The organism is Bradyrhizobium sp. LTSP885, from assembly GCF_000938305.1.
Classification (GTDB): Bacteria; Pseudomonadota; Alphaproteobacteria; order Rhizobiales; family Xanthobacteraceae; genus Bradyrhizobium.
Genome location: NZ_JYMT01000004.1, coordinates 192,750 through 215,385 on the forward strand (window position 1 = coordinate 192,750; position 22,636 = coordinate 215,385).

Consider the following 22,636-nt stretch of genomic DNA (forward strand, 5'->3'; position numbering starts at 1 on the left):
GCCTCAGTCTTTCAGTGCGTTAAAGATCGCAGTGAAGCCGTACGCATTACCGATGATCGGCGTAGCCTGAAGCGCACGGATATCGTTGTTCGAGAACTTGCCCGTCAATGCGTGTCCGGGGATGGCGGCAATGTTCGCCATCTTGTTCACGGTCGTTAGCGCAGCGGGAGTGCTGAGCACGTTGCCGTCGATGCCTTGGCTGTACGTGTTGAACTTCAGCGCATCCATGCCGAGCATCGTTGCAACAGGATCGCTCCACATAGGAAGCCAACCAGTCATGTTGCTCAGACCGATTGCACCGCGAGCGAGCTTGTCCACCGACAGGTTCTCAGTGCGACCGTTGATAGCCTGCTTCACTCCGTACGCAGTAGCAGCAGTCGCGAGCCCAGCGAGGAACGTGTAAGCCGTCTCCGTGTCAGCAAGCCGGAAGTTACGTCCCGCCTGCTTCTCAAGCGCGAGCATGGGGAACGCCTTCAGATGCCAGAACAGAGAAGACACGCCGTCCTTGTGAAATAGGATGCTGCTCTCGCCTGCCATCGCCTTCTGCACAACTTGGTTCACGTGTCTGTTCAATGCCAGGGCAAAGTCTTCCGCGTCCTTCGGGTCCCACTTGTCGAGGTTCAGCTTGTGCAGCATACCGTCCTTGAACTCGACAATAGCGGTCTTACGCTTCTTCGCACCAACTGGCGGATTGACGTATTGCTTCGCGATGCGCGCGTACAGCTTCGGATCGAGACCGATGTCCGCAGCACGCTCCGGGGTCAAGTCCTTCGCGAGCCCTGCCATGTTTTGCATGATCTTGTCAGCAGCCGACGTGACAGCAATGCGCTGCTGGAAGTTACGCACGGCGTAGAAGCCAGACGTGTATCCCTGCAAACGCTGGCCTTGGTTCAGGACCGTAGACAGCTTCTGCATCAGGTCAGACTGAGCCGGGCCATGCCTGTCCATGTCGAGATTGAAGTCATCACGGAACAGCTTCTCTTCGGGCACCAGCACGTGCATGTGCTTTAGCTCCTTCACCAACTCCGACGTAGGGTTGGTAGCAGCGCCGCGCAGCGCGTAGCCTGTGTGATCGAACCACCGTCGCAAGCCAACTGCTGCGATAGACGCGCCTGTCTCTGCCAACTGTGTCAGACCAAGCTGGTTCAGCAGTGCGAGGTTCGTTGCCTTCTTGATGTTCGAGTAGATCGGACTGAGGCCACCGGCCACCGGGCCAGCGTCGAAGTACGAGAACATGTGGTCGATGTCTTCGCCTGTCAGATGACGATCCTTGTCGATCAGGTGATTGAACTTGTCCAACGAGCCTGCACCGGCAGCAACCGGCTTGCTTCCTCCGCGAGCGGCTTGCTCCTGTAGGATTGCGTCCTTGATGTCTGCGCGATCCATACGCGAGTAGATGCCCTTGCGAGCAAGCGCCGCGTTACCAGACGTACCGCGAGCACGTCGCGAGATCAGCCGAGCGATGTCCGTGTCAACAAGGTCCATCATGCTAATGCCGTTCGAGGAAGTGAACCGCATGTCTACGTCGATGCGTCCCTTAGTGTGTGCAGCCTGCGAACGCTGCGCAGCCTCGCCGGTCAGCTTGTCGATAAGCTTGTCGGCCTCGTGCGTTGAATGTCCATTGCGGATCAGGCTCTCACGAAGGAAGTCGCGTCCGTCCTGTTGCAAGATACCGATCAGGTTAGTGTCGGTGCCTCGCTCACCAGCACGTGCACGCGCAACCATAGCAGACGCGTACTTGTCTGCGTCCTCTGGCGACATGCCGTGCGCATGCTGGTACGCTTCCGATACTGCGTTCGTGATGTCTGCGGGAGACTTGCGCCCCTGCCGGATCATCTTCTCGATTGCAGCGCCGCTCCACTTCTGAGGATAGTATCCGGAGTATGCGGAGAGAGCTTCGTAACCCTTGATGCTGCCTTCACCGGGACGGCCCTTGCCGATCTCAATGTCAGTGGCAGACCAGCGGTCCACTGCATCCGCAGCACCACGCACACTATCAGGTAGCGAGCGCTGCGTACCAGCAGGCTCAAGCTTACGAGCGTTAAGCTCAGCGATAACCTGTCTGTTGAACTTCTCTCGCTCTGCGCTGTTCGTGATCCTATCGTACCACGACAGACCGTTCTCTTTCGCGTACAGCTTCATCGCGTCTTCGTACGCAGGCATGAATGATCCGAGTAGCTGTTTCTCGTAATGATCCTTCAGCATTGCAGCCGAGCGGTTATTCCGCACAACGCCGCTTGCGTTCTCGAACATGTCATAAGCCAGCCTCTTCGCCACGGACGAACCGGAGCGCCACATACGGTCGAAGTCAGATGCCAGCGGCGATGCCGACAGCGCGTCATGGAAGCGCGCACCAGCCTTGGCAACGTTATCGCCAGCCTGCCCCTTCGCGCTCAGTGCGCTGTACTTCTCGTTGTACTCCTGCTCAACACCCGAGCGCGACAACCAGCGCCGAGCGTTGGTAATCATGGTCGTGATGCGTTGGTTAGGAATGGTAGCGATAGAGCCCTGCGCCTGTAGCTGGCGAGCGCCCATTGATCCGCCATTCTCACCTTGCACGTCCTGCATGGTCGCGCCTTCGCGCACCACGTTCTCACCTGGGCTTGCCGGAGCGGCTTCAAGATCGGACAGCTTGATGACCTTACCCTCGCCTCCTTCCGTTGTGGATGGCAGGACGATGGTCTCTTGCGGAAACTCTTCTTCCGCGTTCTGTGCAGCCCGCGTGCCGTACACGTCGTCATGCAGATGCGTCTCGTTCCGGATGTCGCGAGCAGCCAGCGGCGCACCTTCGGCCACGGTCTCGTCGAACTCCCTAGCGGCCTTCTGCACTGCCTCGTTGGCGTGCACTTCGCTTCGGTTATGCTTCAGGCCAGCGCCAGCAATGCCGAACACCATGCCACCAAGACCGGCAGCGGGGATGCTCGTCCAGTCTCCGGTAGTCCCGGCCTCAAAGCCAATGGTCGCCGCGCCAGCCTGTGTGAGTGCGCCAGAGGCAGCGCTGCCCGCGAGCCGTCCCCACTTCGTTGCGAGGATACCGCCCTTGAACGTGGACGCTGCACCGCCAGACAACACCGAGAGCGGCGTATCAAGGTCAACGATGCCAGCCAGCCCTGCCGCAACGAACGTGCTGAAGCCTCCGCGACGTTCAAGTATCTCCTGCTTGTGGATACGATCCGTCATGTCCGTTAGGATCATGCCAGCTTCCGTCTCTGACGTAGCAAGGCGGTACTGCTTCTCTAACGTCTGCGGGATGCGATCACGGTTACGCTTGATGAAGTCGTCAGCGTTGTAACTCTTGTCCGGCTCAGGCGCGAGTGTCGCACGCTCAAGACGTTTGTACGTGTCGTACGCGAAGTTGCCTCCGCTCGTGAACGACTTCATCACGCTGTCGTTGAAGACGGTAAGAGCGTCGTCTGTAACTGTACCGTCACCGAGCGTAACCGTGCTCGCAGCGTTCTCTTCTCTGATCGTCTTCGACGTAGCTTCCCGGCCGATGGTGTTCGTGTCGGGGAGTTTGATTAGACCGGGAACAGCTTCATCTGCTGTGTCGGTAAGTTCAGTCATGTTGCTCCTTGTGCTGGCCTGCGCGTTAACACAGGCCAGCTAGTTGAATTATTGAGGTCCAGACATAGGCACCTCAGATGCCGCAGCATCCTTGATTGCCTTACCAGCGCCACGGAACATGTTGTCCCACGCGCGGGTCCAGGTCCCTACGGACTGTTGATCCTTGTTGTACTCGTCTCCGATGGACTTGACCTTGATGTGCATCGGGTTACCGAGGGTCTGCTTACGAGTGGCGTCCTTGTACAGGTCCACTGTCATCACACCCATCTCAGCATCGTACGTCACGTGCACGGGCGGGCTGAGTGCACGCTCGTTATTGTAGTTCGTAACGTTGTCGAACTTACCGGGCGCAATCGCAGAGGCGATGCCTTCCGGGCTGAACGATTTCTCAAAGCTGGCAGCGTGGCCCAGTGCGTTACCAACAGAGCCGGGCACTCGATCCTTCCACGACTTGCCCCAGAGCTTGTCGCCGTACTTCTCGACGTACGCGCCGACAGCATCTTCAACGGCAGTCGCGCCGTAGCCCTTGACGCCCATTTCCTTCGCGATCTCTTTGCCGGGCCGGTCGATGACCAGATTGCCTAGCACAGGCGTAGCGCGTGCCTGCATGTCCTGTATCGCCTTCTCCATCGAGACTTCTGGGCTCTCGTTCGGGTTCATCTGATGGTAGACTTCAGCCCGATCCGTAACGAACTTCGTAGCGATGCTCTGGTTACGGAGAATGTGTTCGCGGTTGCTTCGGTCCTCAGTCTGGAACAGAGTCGGCAGGAAGCCGTGTGATGTACGCTCAAGCAATGCCGCGTCCATCTTGGTCTTCAGCGTCTGGTCCCAGATAACATCCTTCTTGATCCTGTCGTTAGGATCACGAGAAGGATTGCTCAGCATTTCGTGCGCCTTCAACAATGCTTCCGCGTTGTTGAGGTCGCCGGAGTTCAACAGGTACGCCTGCTCAAGAAGCGAGCGCGTGTTGTCGTCACCGACCACCTTAGACAGGTAGCCAGGACTGATAGCCGGTGCGGTCTTCAATGACAGCCACGCGTCGTACGCATCGACTGCGGATTGCTTCAGCTTACCGTCCTTATCGACTAGGCTTCCGGACAGACCACCAGTAAGCTGCGCCTGCGTCTGTTTATCGACAACATCGTGCTGCTGCATTTCGAGCATCACGGAGCGTAGCAGTGCAGGCTTAGCATCAGCGGCTTGCATTTCGCCGCGCGATACCTTGTCAGAGTATTCCTTAGACCACTTGTCCTTGATCTGCTGGATACCATACTCTTGCGCACTGACCTTCGTCTCCTGACCATGATCGTTCGTGATCTTGATCTGTGTGCCGCTGATGTTGCCAAGACCCCATCCATTAGAGAGCGCGCGTTGCACTGAAGCTTTCTGCGCGTCCTGCTCTGCACGGTCCTTCGCAAGCGTCTTGGCTTCCGAGCGCATCGTGTTCACGTACGACTGACTGTCGGCGAACATCTTGCCGACGATATGCTGTACGTCCTTCTCGGTCGCATCGTACTTCGTAGCGATCTTCTTCGCCTGCTCCGCAACCGTCTTGAAGTCACCGCCAGTAGCGATCTGTTGATACAGACCACCAAGCTCGTTGAGCATGTCAACGTTGCCCAGCTTGGACGACTCCTTGCCTTCCGCCCTGATCTTGTCAGCAGCGGACTGCGCAAGAGCCTTGGCGTTAGCGTCGTTCAGGAGACCAGCCTTGTGCGTCTTGTCGATGTCGGCAAGGATCGCGTCGAGGTTATCGCCCTTCTCCGCACGCGACAGGATATCGTTCCTGTACTTCTCGCGGTCCACGTTGAACTCGGTCTGCTGCTTATCGTTGAAGCGCTTCTGAGCCTTGATGACTTCATCGACTTCGTTCGGCTTGACCTTCAAGCTGTACAGCGTAGCAAGGCCACCAGCATCACGGAACAACGTATCGTCACCAGCATCGAAGCTACGGCGCATAGCGTCAGCAACAGCCGTACCCTTCTCTTCGTCGTTCAATCCCTTGTAGCCGAGGATGACTTGCTGGATTTCGTTTGATCCAGCACGCTGAGCCACGCCCGTAACGGCCACGCCTTCTTGAGACGGGACAGCGTTGATGTCTCCCGGCGTGCCAGCAGCAAGCGAAGTCGCAGTGACTTGCGGGGCAACCACAGAGCCGCGCTCAGTAGCCGCGTTCGCCTTACCGACGAAGATATGTCCACCGATCTTGATCTGACCACCGGAGCGCTCAGTCTCGGACTTCAGCCACGTAGGCGTCGTGTTCGTCTGATCGCCATCGGCTACCAGCTTGGACATACCGGCCGGGCTGTAGTAGTGCGTAGCGCCGCCCGTAGGATCGACATGCTTGCCACTCATGACAGCATCGAACACCTCGCCTGCCCGCTCATACACCGGGTAGCCGGGTCCGTAGGTCCGGACAAGATCGTTCCCGCCCGGTCCATCGTTCCAGGCTGAGAACTGTTTGGGCTGACGAGACACGCCTGCGATGCTGGACGGCCAGCGGCCATCAGTGGCGCGGTTTCTGAGGACGTGCGCAACAGCGGCCAGCCCGTCAGCGCCCTCATTGGCGGCCTCGCCAAGCATCGTACGAATGCCGATATCACGGTCAGTTGCACTCGGCGTCATGACGGCTTCGACAGGCATAGGCGAGAGCGCCAGCGGCTGCGCCGGGTCGCGCCGGGATGCCGTCGCGCTCGTACGCGCGGTCGAGGAGATCATCGTAGTGAACGAGTTGATGCGCTCACCACGATTGAACTCGCTGTTCTTCAGCATCTGTTGGGATGTCAGTCGGGGTGACATATCCTCGAACGCTGCGCTCGCTACCTTGCGTGCGTTAGGGTCCGTAATGCCCTTGAGCATGTCGGCCCGGTCTTGCATGAGCTTCTGCTGATACTGCTTCGGGTCCATCTGCTTATCGGTCTGGTCGATAGCGATGGTAGCATTGGTGAACCACTGGTTCACATTGTCCCGAGCCTGAAGAGTACGATAGCCCTGAGCGGTGAACGCATTACCCGTCTCAAGCATCTGCTGCTCAGTCGCACCGCTCTGGTACGCGACCTTGCCTTCAGTAATGAAGTCGTCTTTCTTCTTCTCGAACTCCTGCGCGAGAATACCCTCAACGCCATGCAGGGCCTGCGTGAGACCATCGTCCCTCGTCAGGCTCTGTGCGCTAGGCGTATTCGGCGCATGGATGTTCGCGATCTGTAGAGAACGATCAGGGCGAGGCTGCTGCGCGTTCATCGCGAGCGGGTCTTGAACTACCTCGCGTCGTCCGTTTTGTGCATTGGCGTTCGCCATGATGCTCCTTATTTGGGTCTGCTACTCTGCCAGAGCTTCGTTGCGTCAGTGGCGAAGTTCAGCATGTAGGTTGCGGGATTGGGTTGCGGTATCGGGCTGTAGTCCATCTGCATGGCAGCCTGCCACGTGCTCTGTGTGTTCTGGTTGTCGATCTGAAGATACTGCGACTTGAGGTCGGCCTTGCGGCGGCTCTGTGCCATGGCCGCGTTGTTGTCGATGTCGAACAACACGTCATTCACTGAGCGTCCACCTACACCAGCGGCAGCAGCAGACGCTTCCGCCTGCGCTTCCGTTAGGTACGCGCTACGCTCAATGCTGAACTGTTGCTCAGCACTGGCGTCACGCGCCATGTTGGCATTCGTAACAAGCACGTTCTGATTAGCTGCGAGAGACAGCTTCGTCATCGTGTTCTTGTAGTCCTGCCACTTCTGTTTGGCGTCAGCATCCTCTTTGGCAGTCTTGTACGACATACCATTACGCAGAGCCGACAACCCGCCACTAAGGGCTAGGTCGGCCCACATTAACTTCCTCCATTATGGTTTGCGATCCGACGACCGCGCTTGTTGTACTGACCGACGTATTCAATATCGAGCAGCGTCATCGGAAGATGACTGTCTGAATAGAACTCGATCTCCGCGTCGGTGACGTTGTGTCGGAACGGCAGGATGAATTTCTCGTCGCTCAGCGCCTGTTCGCCTACGATGTTATCGACTGAGCCTACGAGCCTTGCATTGAAGGCAACCTCCTCACCGTCTCCGTACTCCGACCGGACGCGACCAGCGATGTAGCCGGTATCGGACAGTGAGGCGATGAAGTGCTTCACCACCAGCTTAGCGTTACCGATGACAACGCCGTTCTGATCCTTCACGCGCTGCATCGTTGGCATGTATCGTGACAGGTACTTCGTACCGACGATCAGGCTTCCGCCCTTCATAGTCTTGTTCAGAGTGACGACAACACCAGTGCCAGGAACGAGACCAATGCTCTTAATGCTTGCTGTAAGGCCAGGCGTTGGGCAACCTGTGCCCTGCACGCACACCAGCTTGTTCGTACCGAGAAAGCCGTACGGCAGGACGAACGACTGAAAGCAGTTGTTCACGTCGAACCGTTGGTCGAGATAGACTGCATAGTCCAGACTTGCACTCTTCTGCACGTTGAGTGGCATACGAAGCAGATAAAACTCCGTTCCGTTCTGCTGAATGAGGTACAGCACGTCATCGCTGAAGAAGCTGTAAACGATCTTCTGATCGAAACTCCACGCGGACCAAGCCGTCTGCACCTTCTTATCGTTTTCCCAGATGTACTGGTAGAGGTACACCCACGTCTGATCTGTGCCTGTGTGCACAAGCAGCGTCTCGTAGTTCGCGGATGCAGTCAGATGGCTTGCTTTGCCGGTGATGTACTCGTTCACGTGTTGCGTGATCGGTCGGCTGTCGTTCATTTCCGACGTGCTCTCCGAGAAGAACTCGCGAATGCCGGTGTACATACCGAAGTTGGACGCGAAGAAGATGTTGCGACCAGCGGAGACAGGATGCGCCAGCGGCTCGCTCTCGAACGATGTCGTAAGAACGAGCGTAGCGTTAGCCGGAGTTAGCGCTGTACGACCGAACGCAATGTGTTGCGCCTTCCTCGTAAAGCACACGAGGTCTTTGTTGAACTGCACAGCAGCCAGCATCTGAGAACTATCGGCCGTAGAGTTGATGTCGATGCGGTCAGTATCGGCCAGCGCAGAAGCCGAGCCGCGCCAGAAGTTCGTCGGTCGGTTCGTACGCGACATAATAACGTTAGAGCCTGACAGGAACACGAGGCGTCCCTGAAAGCGCGTCACGTCGTTGATTGTGCTACCGACGAAGGACGGGTCCGGGTTAGATGCACTAGTGCCTACACCACGCGGATCGTACGCTTCTCGCATGAAGCGGAACACGCCGCCGCTGTACGTGAGCTTGCACGGCATAGTGTCGGGAGAGAACACCGTGTTCGTATAAGGAGCAACGCACTCTCGCCAGTAGCCAGCCATACCAAACGCAGATGCATCCGGCGTCGTGCTGGCTTCCATTCCCGAGGCTATAAACTTGAACCACAGGTCCTTATCCGCTTCTGTATGCTCCGCTATGCGTACCGCGTAGTAGTGTGGTGCCATGCGAGGAAGATCAGAAGTCTTGATTACTGTGTCGGTACACACCTTGAAGTTAACGCCAGCCTCGCCATCGTTGACCGTCGCAGTGAACGTTCCGCTAGGCTTCTTAATCAGAAGAAGATCGTCCTTACGAGTGATGGACCAAGTGCTGATAGTTCCGCTACCATAGAGCGTATGCCCTGCGTATCCGTTCGGATGTGTAACACCGAACGTAGTAGTCAGCGCATCGTAAAGCAGGTTTGCGATGTTCAGCGTACTCGACCAGATGGGATCGTCCGGGTTTGCACCGTTAGGTGTAGCGTAGTACGCGACCGTTACACCGTCGATGACGATGCTGTACGTTCTAGCGAAGCCGCCGCCGAGCACTTGGAAGATCGCTGCGCCCTGCCCTTCAGTATTGAAGTACGGTATTGGTGAAGATGACAGGGCGATAGGGAACGTCGGGTTCACCACGATGGTCGTGTCTCTGTCGTCTGTACTAGACCGAAGGCGCGCACCGTTAAGGTATGCCGTTGCGTTGGCATCGACAGTCACGGACTGTGCCGTAGCGTTCAGGTCGAACACGGTAGCCGTACCGACCTTGTACATCGCGAGGAACTTCTTCCCGTCGCGCGCAGTGAAGTTATGCCAGGACGGTGCCGCTGCTGATATACCTAAGTACCCAACAAGATCCGTAGGTGGTCTGCGCATTAGTCCGTGCACAGGGTTCGCACTCATGTTCTCTTGAAGAGTGCACTGACCGTCGAGGCGATCTCGTGCAGGCTGCTGCGACACACCTTGCAGCAACGAGCCCGCTGATCCGTCTACCTTCATCGGATAAGACCACCGATCAGGTTCGGATTGCGAGAGTAGCCAGCGCCACGAATGCCGCTGAGTAGTTTACGCGCAGTCGGATTGTCGAGCGCGTTCGTGCCGAGCATCGTAAGCTCTTTCGCACGCAAGCGCTCCCACGCCATCATGACTTCGCTCTGAAGCCTACCGCTCTTGAACGTGTCACCGTCGTCGTCGTTGTAGATTGCTTCACGTGCCTTGTGCCGCAGGAAGCCCGAGGCGACGGACGGCATGTCCTCAATAGCTACGCGCGTGATGATGTCCACCGCGACGCTCTTGTTCAGAACGTCAGAGTGCAAGTACGTGTCGTAGATGAAGTTGCCGCGTCGAACGTACCTAGCCTTCTCTTTAGGATCAGACAGGTTATCGACATCTGAAATGTGCACGTCGAGCGCGGATGCGGGGACCGCTACACGTCCCTCTGAATTAGGGACCAGCGTTAGCGTGAACTCGCGATTGAACCACCAGCCTATTTGCTGAAGGTCGGTGTCCTCTGTGTCGAGGATGCGGGATGCAGTCTGTACGGACGGATGCGTCGTTACAGTAGCACTCACGCCGCTCTCTCCAATCACAGAGAGCATCGAGTTGATAATGGTAGCTCGGTCCAAGTTATATCCAATGCAAAATGCCCGGCCACTCTTGCGAGCGACCGGGCGATATTCGTTTAGGCGTTACGCCTTGAAGACGGCTCCGCACACGTCGGGACGGTTCACCGTCACGCCGAACGCGAGGAAGCTGTCAATGAACCACTGCTTCTCTTCGCGGTTGAACCAGATGTCGCTGGTCAGCGGGATGGTCTCGCCCGCGAGCAGGGCCTTCGGATGCAGGACAACCGCAACGGCCTTGGCTTCAGCAGCCGACACGTCGTAGGCGTTGCCGTTCTGCGCGTTCGACAGGAAGTGCCCGGTGATCGGTGCAGTCGGGATGCGCGCGGTCTTGACGATGCGTGCGCCCTTGATCTGGTGGATTTCACCCTTGGCGTAGTCGCCGTTGCCTTCAGTGTAGAACTTGTTGATGAGCTTGTTGCTGTTCAGCAAGATGTCGAAGTGCGTCGGGCGAACGAAGATGACCAGTTCTTCAACCGGGATTTCTTCCTCTTCCATCGACACAACAATCGAACTGATGGCCGCAGCCAGCTTGTCCGGATCGAGCTCGTCGCCCGCAGCGCTCAGCGTCTTGTTCTTGCCAGCGCCGATGGACTGCTTCGACGGAGTACCGTCACCAAGCACGGGCGCAGCGGCCTTTGAGCCCTTGATCGCCATGATGATGAAGGCCTGATCGAAGAAGTAGCCAAGCTCCTTACCGTGATCCTGGGCAAGCTCCATACGCGCATCGAAATGCACCTGAAGCTCGTTCAGCATGGAACGGTTGTCGCGGGCCAGCACGACGGTATCGACGGTCAGTGCGACCTTACCGAACGGGGTCGTCTCGGCCTGCGGACGGACGCCGGGCGTCAGTGCACGAAGGGTGGTACGACCAACGCGGTTATTGGAAATGGTGTCGGTGCCACGAACCGGACGGATGCGGGCGTACTGCCGCATGATGGCCGACTTCTTGAACTGGCTCTCGACTTCGCCGCCGTACTGTTCCAGCAGCAACTCATGACCGACCTCTGAAAGATTTGGGCCGGGAATTTCGTAAGACAATATATCTCCTATAGGGAATTAGTGCAGACTAGTCCGCTGTATCTCCTAATAGGGAGGTACAGGGACCAGTCCGTAGTATCGGTTAGATGCCAGCAGCCTTGCCCGACCGACGCCTTGCGTCGATAGAAGCGATCTCCTGCGGCGTTGCGTTGCGCTCGTGCGCAGCTTTCAATTCCGTGATGTACGCTGAGCGCGTCAGTGCGGTGCCGATCACAGAGCCTGTGCTGTCGCCAGTCACCAGCTTGTTCGTACCGAGGCCCTTGTTGTCAGGCCCGGCGTTGTAGAGGCGCAGCAACTCACGCGCACCGGCAGCAGCACGACCACCACCCTCGTCAAGCAGACTGCGGATGTCGTCGATCTGTGCCTTGAGCTTCGGGTCAGCCTTCTCGGCTGTCTGTGCCCAGGTCTTGACCTTGCCCCAGTTATCCTCGCCACCAAAGATTTCGTGCGTCTGCTTGACAGTCGCCTGCGAAGCCGCAGCCAGCGTGTTGTAGTGAGCATGCACACCAGCCAGCACAAGGGTCGCCTTGTCCTTACCGAGCTTGGCTTCAAGCCCGGCAACGTCGATGTCGTTCAGGTCGCCGGTCTTGATGGCCTTGGCGAAGTAGTCGTTCGCAGCGTTCGGGCCGAGGCCCGCTTCCTTCAGGAGGTTCACCGCAGCCTGTGCGGCCGGGCTCTCCGGGAATGTCGAGTAGGACTTCAGCGGTCCAGCAGCTTCCTTAGCAGCCGCTTCCGCAGTAGCCTTCTCTTCCGCAGCCTTAGCAGCCGCAGCCGCGATAGCGGCGGGATCGGCGGGCTTGTCGGCGACGATGGTGTTGGTTTCGTCAATGCCTTCCTTCTTTGCAGGCGGCTCGTTTGACGGTGCAGCCGGTGCAACAGGCGCACCGCTCGTCCCGGTCGCGCCGGGATCGAGGTTGTCGGTCGTAGCGCCCTGCGCAGCGAGCGCCTTTTCAGTGGCGGTAACTTCAGTCGTCATACGTTATCGTTGTCCTTGTACTGCGGCCTTGCCTGCCTCTGCGGCGACGGCTCCGGACGCTTTCATTTGTTCTTGCTGAGCAAGCTGCTGTTGCTGCTGCTCTTGACGAGTCTGTAGCTCAGCCTGTGTGAATAGGAACTTCTGGTACTCGACTTGAAGGTTCGTGCCGAGGTACGCCGCGAACTTCAGCGGGTTGATTACACCGAGCATGTTATCAGGCACGTTGTTCAACATACCGAGTGCAGCGATCCACTGACTGACGTTCTCGATCTCTCCCTGACGAGAGAGACTGTCCATGCCGGTGATGATCTGCGGGACGATGCCCTGCGATATGCCGGTGAACTTGATATGATCGAGCGTGACATACGCAGTAGGCGACTGCCATTGCAGCGCCAGTCGCGAGTAGATGCCACCGACAGACATTTCAAGTTCGTTCGCCTGCATCCTGATCTCTTCAGCCGTGACGCGCTCTGCGTTACGAGTGAGCGTCGAGTTCAGCAGGAACGCTTGTGCGATCTGCTTCTCGTACCTTTCGATCATGGAGAGGATGAACTGTGCGTCGTTCATCTTGTCGAGCTTGATGACAGTAACGTCGCCGTCCTTACCGCTATGGTAGGAACCGGCAGGCGACTTGTTCAACGCATCGACATCAACGAGCGATGCCGGGTTAACGAGGAACTTCAAGTCACCCATGATGCCAGCGAGGTTGATGATCGCTTGCGTCAGCACTTCGATTGCATGGAACGCACCAGCATAGTCTTCGACCAGACCACGGCCGTAGTCCTCACCACGGACCAAGGTCCAGGTCAGAGGTATCCATGGCAACGTCTTTGCGGGCCAGCTTGCCTCCGCTGTGTCGAGTTCGACGCAGCCAGCTTCCTGCTTCGCATAGAACTTGCCGTCGTCTTCAAGCTTGATCTGCGTGTACACCGTAACGTCGGTGTCATCCACGTACTCATTCTGGCCGGACGCCTTGTGCGTACGAAGCTGTATCTGCACGTCGGGATGGAACGTCTCGAACGCCTTGGTCTCGCGTGTCATGATCTCAATGACAGCACCGCTCAAGTCTCGCACCACGCAATAGTCGCGCAGATTGAACACCTGTACCGGCCGTCCTTCGGGATGGTACACAAGCGCGTTGCCGGTCACGATGAGTAGCTGCGCAGCGAATGTCGCCTGCGGTCTGTACGCGACCATATCAAGATGCTCGATGGCTTGCCGCTCAGTGCCGTTGAGTTCGTCGTCGATCTTTGCCATCAACGCCTGCACTTCGGCTGGGTCAGCATCAGAGCCGGTAAGCGCCTTGATCTTCTTCTTCTGATCCTGACTTAAGCTCAGTCGGAAGAACGGTGCCTGCGGTCGGAACAGAGTAGTGACAACCTTGTTCGACAGATGATTCACGGCGCGTGCGCCGATACTGTCGTTACTCAGTTGCCGCTCAGTGGTCTCCTGTGCCTTCGTGTCGTACGGGAAAAGGAATGGCAGTGTCCAACGTGCGTACTGCTCGCTGCGATACTTGAAGCCACTCTTCTTACCGTCCAGTTTGTCCCATCTGTGCTGAAGCGTATGTTTCGGCGCAGTGGGCGCAGTCATTAAAGACCGAGCCCGCTACGGCCGAGGCCGCCTAGTGCTGTGCCGGTTTGTCGCTTCTCAGTGAAGCCCTCGAACTGCGGCGTCGAGGTAGCGTCCGCTTTGGTAACGCCGTCACCGACCTTCACGTCAGCGTTCGGGTCTTTGGTTGCGGCCAGCGGTGCAATCACGGGCGGCGCAGCGGGCGGAGGCGCGGATGCCTTGTTACCGCCCCCGAACAACGCTGATCCTGCACCGAGCAGTGCCAGCGTCGTAGAAATAGGTTCGCACAAAATCAATTTATCCTTTTAGTCGCGGTGTTGGCTTCGCGCGTGTAGCCAAGCCGTTCGTACAATCTCAGAACTTCCTCCGTGCTTATCTGCGTGCTCGTACCCGCGCGTACATGCACACAGCCGAGACGCTTAGCGTCGATCTCGAATTGTTTGATTAGTCGCGCGGCCAGTAAGCCGCCTCTGTATTCTGGGAGGATGTAGAGCAAGAGTTCATAGGCGTTGACTTCAGGATCAAACCACTTTGCAGTAGCCTGTCCGAACATGAAGCCACGTAGATCGGCGTCGATGCTCCCAATGAATGCGGGGTGCTCAATCATGGACGCGAGGTTGTTACGAACGTACTGTTCGTCTTGCATCACTGTGTTGTAATGCGGACTTTCTTCGTGTAGTGCGTGAAGCATTTCAATTATCAGACCGACATCTGCGGTCTTGATCTTACGAAGCATCACTCTCCTAGTTGGACGATTGCACCATTCGGTTGAGTGCTGCGTAGTGCAGCGGCTTCACCCGTGACGGTGCGTTCTCGCAATGCGTGGTGCTTGATCCATTCAATCACCTTCTGCTCGCCTGCGGCTTGCATAAGCTCGTCACGGTCGAAGCCCGGCTTGATCTCGAATGGTCGGAATGCATCGCTCAGTGCCCGTATGAACTCTTGCGAGACGGGCGGGATGGCGACGGATGTTACGAATGTGGACATGGCGGCTCAGTCACAGCTTCGTACAGGCCAGCCTCACGCAGGAACGTTTCTAACGCTTCCGGCAGAGGCTGGCCCACGGCTACAAATCTGATCGCTTCGTCCAACTTGTCCTCATCGGACAACTCGGCGTAGCTCAAGTATCAATTTCCTTTTGGTGTCCCAAGGCAGGATTTGAACCTGCGATCTACGTCCTGTCGGACGCGCTCTAACCCCATCTAACCAGGCGCTGCACGCGCAAGGACCGAGCTTATTGGGACGCTCTGTAATGCTCTTTTATCTAATAGGGAGGAACTTACCCGAAGAAGTACGCACTCTGCTTCACGCCATGAATATCGAGCGTGCCATAAGCAGGCAGTTCGGGTAGCTCAAACTCCGTATCCTCGTACTGCGCAGCCAACGCTCGCAGTGGATCGTGGCTCTCGTAAAGTTCCACGAAGGTCTCGCGGATGATCTCGTGAAGCCGCGCCGTGTCGGCAGCGTGCGTTCCGAAGTCATCGTGGATGAAGGCCAGAGGCAGGATGCCTTCCGCCTTGCACCGTCTCACAACAGCGCGCATGTGCGCAGCGTCTTGGCTGTGCACGAAGTTCGGACTGATGCCGTTGCGCTGCTTGTTCTTGTCGATCTCGTCCGTGAAGCTACCGACGCGAAGCTGAAAGCGTCCGCCTAGTTGCGTCTCGATCTTCGACGACATGATAACCCGCGTCCCCTGATACACTGGGAAGCCGTCAGGGGCGGTCCAGGTGATTGGCTGGTTAGCCTTGGACAGAACACCCGCGCACTTCTGAAGCCAGCCCATCGCGTCTCTAGCCGCCACCACGACCTCGCCAATCGAGGACCAGAGGTGCGGCGTCAGCCAGCACGCGGCCTTGAAGCTACCGGGGAAATGCTCACGGTCAGTTTCCATGATGTACTCGAAAATGTACTTCGTGCAGGACTGTCGGGTTGATCCGTAAGGCAGTGTCATCACCGGCCGCTTTGCGCACTTACGCGCTATCGTACCTTCGCTGTGCTTCGCGAGGAAGCTCAGCCAATGTTCGAGCCACGGTATGTCTTCGGTATCATCTGGGACGCCACGCAGCTTCTCCGTACAAACTCTCGCGACTGCGGAGTAGATGTCTGCGGGCAAAGCCATCGGGACAAGGTTCGTTGCGGCACCACCAACAGCATCTCGAAGCATTGCGCTGAAGTGCTGTAGTCCGTTGCACGTTCCGTCGAGACCGTTGGGGATGTGTGAGACGAACTGCTCTGCTCCGACGCCGAGGGCATCAAGGGCGATCGCGTCTCTGTACTCGAACAACCATGCTAGGAACTGCCACGGCTTATCTGCGTTCGCCCATACATCCGTGAAGGACAATGGATCGTTCGCTGCCCTGACGAAGTGGTCTCTATTAGCGTCGATCCATGCAACGCGATCATCGTAGCTGACCTTATCATATCCGAAGCGGTTCGCTCCGGTGATACGTAAGGCACGCCAGCCATCGCGGCCCAGACGCTTCGCCGTATATGGTCGAAGTAGTCCCTTAGCAAGGTCTGATCCTTGAGGGTTGAAACCGGAAGTGGTCGGATAAGATCGTCCGCGACTGTCGTAGTACCAGACGTACCAGAAGCAATCATACTGCCGGTACTCGCTGGCGAGCCGGATGATGCGAGACGTTTGGAACGACTTGCTACGCCGCTCCTTTTCTTGCGTGTGTATTTCCGCAGCTTCATGTTTCCAATCTGTGAGGCGTTCCTGTTCTTCAGGCGTGAGTTCGCCTTCCCGCCTCTCCACCGGACTAGGTGGAATGACGAGCGGGTCTTTCGGCGGCATGCCGATACGAAGGTTAGCGTTCCAGCACTGTACGACTACGGCCAGCACGTCGCTGTTCACCGTCCACTGCACCTCTTGCAGCGCGTTCAGTGTCTCCATAGAGAACTTCAGGTCTCCGGCCTGCACATGCTGCCGGTGACGCTTACCGTTCGTCTTGATCATCGGCGTTGAATGCCGAAGCTCAGGGCTATAGTAACCGCCTTGGTTAAGTCCGGTCCAATCGTCCGGCTGAATGATGCAAGGCATCTTGTCGGGGAACAGGAACTTCGCGAAGTCCTTGTGTTCGTCGATCCACTTCTTAGCGCTGTCCGTTGGAACCAGTAGCGTACGTGTCTTGCCGTGCTGGTTGAACTGCCGCTTCTCGATCAGGTCGGTGTTCGTCAGGATGATGTCTACGAGTTTCATACCGACTTCGGCTCGCTCAGAGACGGTCCATTCGATCCACTCGTCCGCGAGTTCGTTCGCCTTGTGCGTCAGTACGCGGTGCATGTAGCGATAGTCCTTCGTTCCCTTGCGGGCGAAGTCCTTCTTGATCGTGGCGTAGTAGTCACCGTGCAACTCTTGGAAGCGGGAGAAGCGAACCTCGTCCTCGACCATCCTTCCAATGCGTGTAGCGAGGCCAGCAAGCTGAGCCTCGTGCGTGAACGAATTGAACACCGCCTGCATCGCAAGGTACATGGCCTTGTCCGATGCAACGCGCTTCAGCAGCACACGACACTTACCGTGCTTGCCGGGCTTATCTGTTTCGACGAAAGCCGTCAGCGCCTCGATCAGAGGCTGCATGAAGTCTTGCATCAGTCGCCGCGCATACGTTGTCTCTGCGCCGCGTCCCTTCTCTTCCGCCTCCTTGTTGGATCGCTCGTAGGTCTCTGCGCCTTTGAGGATCATGTTACGTTCGAGTTCAAGCTGAGCGTCTATCGTCTGCATTTTTCTTATTGGGCCTTACTTAGCTTCAGCGCGGTGCGACGATCACGCGCCTTCTTGTTGGTGCGTTCGCGTTTCTCGTCTACCGTTTTGTGTAGCGGATGGTAGAGACCAGTCTGATCGGTCTCATGCTTGATCCAGTAGAGGATGACCTTACCGAGGAAGTCCATGACGGACATCCAGCGTTTCGCTCTGTTTGCTAGATTGAATATCTTCCCTTCTATGCCGTTACAATTTCTGCAAAGTACACCCCGGATTAATCCGGTGCGGTGGTTGTGATCCAGACACGATGTTGCGACGGTCAGCGGCTCTGAGCAAAGACAACACTTATGTTCCTGTCTCTTCAGCAGAGCCGCTTTGACCAGCGGTATTTCAGATGCCTTGATCCTACGCCGGATTACGTCCGGGCTCATAAGATCGGTTGTTGATGTAGTGGTTAAGCCACCACTTAGGCGCACTGATGCCAATCTGCTTCAGCGCGCGACGGATCATCCGCCGCACTCGTCGTCGGTCCACGTCGCCGTTGAACGTGAACCGTGAATGGTTTCGATTGTTGTCTGCATCCATCCAAGGGACGAACACAACGAAGCCTGTATCGTATCGCACTATGCTGCGCACCTTCTCCAATAGTTAAGGACGCAATTTGCGTCCGTGGCTTGTTGTCGCATCCACAGAAGTTGACCTTCTGATGCGAACGCCTTACCCCACGCAACAGGATCACCCGTCTTGTAGTGCGTGAAGCCGACGGCTTCTCCGTACCGTTTGTAGATGTTCTTGATCGTGTGGTACGCAGTGCGTGGGTTGTCGATCATGTCGAGTACGAGGATTGCCGTAGCAGGACCGCACTGTCCGTCCTTGCGTTCGGCAATAACCTTCTCTGCCTTCTCCCTCTTAGCGTCCGTAGCGGTCTCATCTTCGAGGATCGCCTTCGCCTTCAGCACAGCCTGCGTAGGCTTGATGAAGTTCATGACGTGGCCGGGGATTGCAGGCAGACCGCTGATGTTGTCGGCACTGTCGCCGATCAGCATCTGCCCCCAGAAGAACTTCTGTCCGAAGCCCTTCAGTTCCTTCACGGTGCCGCTCGGCATAACGTGGTCGTACAACTCGACGTAACCGAAGTCGTCCTCGTCCTCCTCGTTCCACGTGTCAGTGATCTGGCCTGTGCTCCAATTCACATGCAGACCGGGCACCATATTCAGGTCCTTGTCCTTGGATGCGATGATGCTCAGGTGACGTTCGCCTCGTTCGATGGCTGCGTACTGCGCCGATGACATACCGTCGTCGGCCTCGCAGAACTGATGCAGCGTTCCGGGGAAGCGCTTGACCATCCACTCCCGCATGATGCCAAGGTATCGAGGCTTGGGCTTCTCGATGCGGTTCCCTTGGTACTCCTTGAGGTGCGCTAGTTCGTAGCGCCCTCCCTTGTTGGATGTCGATGGCGTAAGATGCAGATGCACAGTCTCAGCGCCAGCAAGACCACGAAGGCTGTTAACAGCAGTCTCCGCATTATGCTTCATGTCCTCGAACGTTTTGTCGTCACCATCCTTCTCGTAGGTCGTCTGGTACGCTAGGAAGTCCGCGTCGATGTGGACTGTACGTCCCGGTACAACCGGGGGAAGCTCTAGGGTCTCGGCTCCATCACCGAGACCGTCGAGGCTTCCAAGGTCGATACCGTTGACGATCATTAGACGAGGCCCAGAGCCGCCAGAGCGTCGTCAGCAGCGCCCTTGGATTTCTCTGCGGGCTTTGCCGCCGCCTTCTCCTTCGGCTTGTCAGCGGTCTTCGCTGCGGTCTTGGCGACAGTCTTCTCTTCGGTCTTCTCGACCGTCTTCTCTTCCGGCTGCACCTCGCCTTCGTCGGTCGGAAGATCGCCCACGCCACCGAGCAGAGCGTCCAGAGCCGAGCCCTTGAAGTTCTTGGCCGACAGGATGCTCTCCTGAAGCCAGTTCTTGCTGACGTGCTCGATCTCGCCGCTGTCCTTCTTCACCTCGCGGGTGCCGTCGATGAATAGGCTGTCCCAGGTCTCCTGCGTCGGGTTGTTGAACAGGAACAGGCGCAGCGGGCTGATGGCTTCCGGTACGGGAACGTCGGTACGCTCCTCCGTGATCGGATCGACACGGTACGGGGCAGTGATGCCGTACAAGGTATCCTTGTCGAGATTGACGTACGTCTTCTTGACGCCTTCCTTCTCGACGACGTTGTGATACACGGTGATGATGAACGCCTCACCGAGCATCTGAGCCATGTGCTTGATGTCGCGTCCGTAGGTCATCGCCTCGCGCAGCTTCCAGAACTTCGCCTTCGGGGTCTGCTTCTTGGCGATACGGATGGAGACGCGATCTGCGCGCTTACGCTTCTCGCCCTCGACCTCGTACTCATGGATGTTCTTGGTCGGATGCAGAAGCTCGAATGTGAGCCGAGCGTAGTCCGCATCCGGCTTCGCCTTGCCCTGATACGATCCGCCGTCGTGCTTGCCGATCTCGATATACTCGATGAAGCGTCCGATGGTGACACCGGCAGGAGGCGGTTCGTTGTCGAACGTGGTGGTCGTCTCGACGGTCTGGTCTTCGGCCTCCGCAGCCATCGCTGCGAGTTCTGCAATGCTCAATGCTTTGGTCATGTAGTCTCCTTGTTGGGCGCAATGCCCGTTGATGGATTAGGCTGCTGCTACCCAATGGTGCAGCTTGTTCATGTTCGGTCCGTATTCGACTTCCACTGGGAACGGCACAGTGATGTTCATGCCGTATCGCTCGTTGTAGATTTCGGGAATACTTTCCATGATGCGCTTCATGTCAGCGCAGACTTGATCGCGGACTGACTTGTGAATGTCGGCCCAGTTGCAGTCGTGCACGGTGTTCACTAGGAACGCCCTGCCACCGTAGTTGTCGTTAGCTACGAAGTGCCGCCAGAGCCGTCCGCCAGTACACTGCACGAACTCACCGCCCGTGCCTTGCACGGGGTAGTTCTTCATTTCAGGAGGATTGAACGTATCGAGCTTGCCACGCTTTCTTGCATACTCTGGCGCATCATAGCTGCGCCAAGTGTAGAGCGTTCCTGTAGGAGCTTGCCAATATCCCCTGCGGTAAGTCTTCCACTTGCCATCGTCGCCGAGGGCACTGAATGGTTCGGCTGACTTGATAACTGCGCTCTCGACGGCAGCGTTAAACGCGACAACGCCAGGATACAGTTCATCCTCCGCCTGCATAAGCGCCTGCGTTTCTTCAAGGGACATCCCCGTTTCTTCTGCGATGGTTGCTGCGCCGGCTCCGTAGGCTCGTTGGAACGAGAAGATCTTGCACTTCGTTCGTTCCTTCTTGCCAGCCTTGTAGTCGGCATGGTCTTCGTTCTTGCACCAGTCGAGGGCGTACTCGTACGTGATGTGTGATGCAGTAGCAGCGAACTTCGCGGCCACTCGTTTGCAGTGGAAGTCAACACGGTCTCGCAAGTCCTGGCATAGCTGCGCATCACCTGTGAGTACGCCCTGCACCACGACTTCAAGCTGGCTGTAGTCAGCCTCGACCATTTCACCGTCATTGTCCGTCTCGCATGGAATGCCGTGCACCTTGCAGTACGCTTCAGTGAAGCGGCTCACGAACTGCGCCTTCACTTCGGACTTGTCGCCGCGTGGTAGGTTCTGTCCGTTCGGATCAGACGACGATAGTCGAGACGTTACCGTGCTCGTGTGGTTCAGCTTGTGGTGGATCATGTGATCGTGCTTCTGTACGCACGTCAGCATCCCGCTCCATTCGCCCTTGGCATCCTGCTTCGCGTAGTAGGTGCCGATCTCCTTCTCAAGCTTCTGCTTAGATCGCAGCGCCTTGACGAACGGGATATTTCGCAACGCAAGCTCGACGATGATGTCACCGCTCGTGCTGTAGATCGGAGCGTCGTACCCGTCCGTGTTCTTGGTCGCCCACTTCTCGTTCGGCTCAGTGAGCCTTGGGAAGCTGTAGAAGAAGTCTTGATACTTGACCTTGATCTCGCCGAGCACCTTGACTTGTTTCGTCTTGTACTCGCCCTTACGCTTCCCCGAGACGAACGTGGCGTACAGCGACTTGCTGTTGTCGTCGGGCGCTAGGTCTGTCGTCGTCCCATCAAGCAACAGGAAGTGTGTCTCTGTCTCTTGCTTGCGGGCTAACTCGCCGGTCGCCTCGTCAAGGTACGGTGCCTGCTTCTGGTACTTCACCGTACCGCCAAAGATCAGGCAGCTTGCGTGCACCCTGCTCGACCAGTTGAAGTCGAACGGGCAGTCGGCCGGGATGAAGCCGTTAAGCTCCTCGTCCTGTTTAGCCAGGTCTGCGGTCAGTACCTTGAGCCTGCGCCCGGCTTCGGCCACGTCGATCTTGAGACCGTTGAACTCCATTTCCGTGGTGGCGCACAGGCCATCCATACGGTCTTGGATCATCTTCAGTTGACCTTGCGCCACGGCCTTCTGTATCTGGCCGAGGAACACTAGCTCCGTGTTGCGGATGTCGCCGCCGTTCCGGTCTTCCTCCGGAGTGCCGACCAGATAGTCGACCAGCAAGTCTTCCGGTATCTGCGACGTGAGGACGCCGGCTTCCCAGAGCGCCTTCACTTCGTCTATCTTGGTGGTGCCGCCGTACTTCGGTGCAAGATCATTCAGCGCAGCCATGTGCGCGTCGGGATGCTGCGCTCGTATCAGATACTCAGCGTACTGCGTGCACCACACTCTACCCCCGCGCTTGTAGAAAGCGCGTAACTCTTGGTTGCCTTGGGCCATTTCCCAGAGCAAATCGAACTTGATGTTATGCCCAACCAGCAAAGTAACTTCAGGCTCAATATGAAGATGGCTATTGCGATCATGCACAGGATGGTACGTATAGCTACACGCTGCATCGCCCTGCCTCTTCCAGCCTCTAGCAACTACCCAG

Annotated in this window: 15 protein-coding genes and 1 pseudogene; all 16 read right to left on the reverse strand. The window is 57.2% G+C overall.

Going from position 1 to position 22,636, the window contains the following annotated elements:
• Positions 1 to 3 precede the first annotated feature (3 nt).
• Positions 4 to 3,564 carry a hypothetical protein gene (locus tag UP09_RS03285; protein WP_044536578.1) on the reverse strand — a complete coding sequence of 1,187 codons (3,561 nt, stop codon included), beginning with the start codon at positions 3,562 to 3,564 and terminating at the stop codon, positions 4 to 6.
• Positions 3,565 to 3,612: 48 nt separating this feature from the next.
• Complete coding sequence (locus UP09_RS36205; protein WP_052832936.1) at positions 3,613 to 6,861, reverse strand: cell wall hydrolase; 3,249 nt, start codon at positions 6,859 to 6,861, stop codon at positions 3,613 to 3,615.
• Positions 6,862 to 6,869: 8 nt separating this feature from the next.
• The gene (locus UP09_RS03295) at positions 6,870 to 7,382 is read right to left on the reverse strand and encodes a virion core protein, T7 gp14 family (RefSeq protein ID WP_044536579.1); all 513 of its coding nucleotides are present in this window, start codon (positions 7,380 to 7,382) and stop codon (positions 6,870 to 6,872) included.
• Entirely contained in the window at positions 7,382 to 9,811 is a 2,430-nt protein-coding gene (locus UP09_RS03300; protein WP_044536580.1) for a phage nozzle protein, read from the reverse strand. The genes UP09_RS03295 and UP09_RS03300 overlap by 1 nt, the downstream gene beginning before the upstream one ends.
• On the reverse strand, positions 9,808 to 10,410 hold the full coding sequence (locus UP09_RS03305; protein ID WP_044536581.1) for a phage tail tubular protein A: 603 nt from the start codon (positions 10,408 to 10,410) through the stop codon (positions 9,808 to 9,810). Before UP09_RS03305 ends, UP09_RS03300 begins: the two co-directional genes overlap by 4 nt.
• Before the next feature lie 90 nt (positions 10,411 to 10,500).
• Complete coding sequence (locus UP09_RS03310) at positions 10,501 to 11,475, reverse strand: major capsid protein (RefSeq protein ID WP_156164425.1); 975 nt, start codon at positions 11,473 to 11,475, stop codon at positions 10,501 to 10,503.
• 82 nt (positions 11,476 to 11,557) lie between these two features.
• Complete coding sequence (locus UP09_RS03315; protein WP_044536583.1) at positions 11,558 to 12,451, reverse strand: hypothetical protein; 894 nt, start codon at positions 12,449 to 12,451, stop codon at positions 11,558 to 11,560.
• Between the two features lie 3 nt (positions 12,452 to 12,454).
• Entirely contained in the window at positions 12,455 to 14,044 is a 1,590-nt protein-coding gene (locus UP09_RS03320) for a portal protein (protein ID WP_044536584.1), read from the reverse strand.
• A 271-nt stretch (positions 14,045 to 14,315) separates the two neighbouring features.
• Positions 14,316 to 14,759: a GNAT family N-acetyltransferase gene (locus UP09_RS36210; RefSeq protein ID WP_052832938.1), complete on the reverse strand. Its 444-nt coding sequence runs from the start codon at positions 14,757 to 14,759 to the stop codon at positions 14,316 to 14,318.
• Positions 14,759 to 15,010: a hypothetical protein gene (locus tag UP09_RS03330; RefSeq protein ID WP_044536585.1), complete on the reverse strand. Its 252-nt coding sequence runs from the start codon at positions 15,008 to 15,010 to the stop codon at positions 14,759 to 14,761. The genes UP09_RS36210 and UP09_RS03330 overlap by 1 nt, the downstream gene beginning before the upstream one ends.
• Before the next feature lie 292 nt (positions 15,011 to 15,302).
• Positions 15,303 to 17,747 carry a DNA-directed RNA polymerase gene (locus tag UP09_RS03335; protein WP_052832939.1) on the reverse strand — a complete coding sequence of 815 codons (2,445 nt, stop codon included), beginning with the start codon at positions 17,745 to 17,747 and terminating at the stop codon, positions 15,303 to 15,305.
• 5 nt (positions 17,748 to 17,752) lie between these two features.
• Positions 17,753 to 17,914: a hypothetical protein gene (locus UP09_RS38390; RefSeq protein ID WP_245301741.1), complete on the reverse strand. Its 162-nt coding sequence runs from the start codon at positions 17,912 to 17,914 to the stop codon at positions 17,753 to 17,755.
• A gap of 3 nt (positions 17,915 to 17,917) precedes the next feature.
• Positions 17,918 to 18,157, reverse strand: a pseudogene (locus UP09_RS38910) (endonuclease domain-containing protein); the annotation flags it as partial.
• Between the two features lie 192 nt (positions 18,158 to 18,349).
• A complete protein-coding gene (locus tag UP09_RS03345) occupies positions 18,350 to 19,429 on the reverse strand; it encodes a hypothetical protein (protein WP_044536587.1) in 1,080 nt (359 codons plus the stop codon).
• Positions 19,429 to 20,364: a hypothetical protein gene (locus UP09_RS03350; RefSeq protein WP_044536588.1), complete on the reverse strand. Its 936-nt coding sequence runs from the start codon at positions 20,362 to 20,364 to the stop codon at positions 19,429 to 19,431. Before UP09_RS03350 ends, UP09_RS03345 begins: the two co-directional genes overlap by 1 nt.
• A 36-nt stretch (positions 20,365 to 20,400) precedes the next feature.
• Positions 20,401 to 22,377, reverse strand: a complete 1,977-nt coding sequence (locus tag UP09_RS03355; RefSeq protein WP_197082589.1) for a DNA polymerase — start codon at positions 22,375 to 22,377, stop codon at positions 20,401 to 20,403.
• Positions 22,378 to 22,636 lie beyond the last annotated feature (259 nt).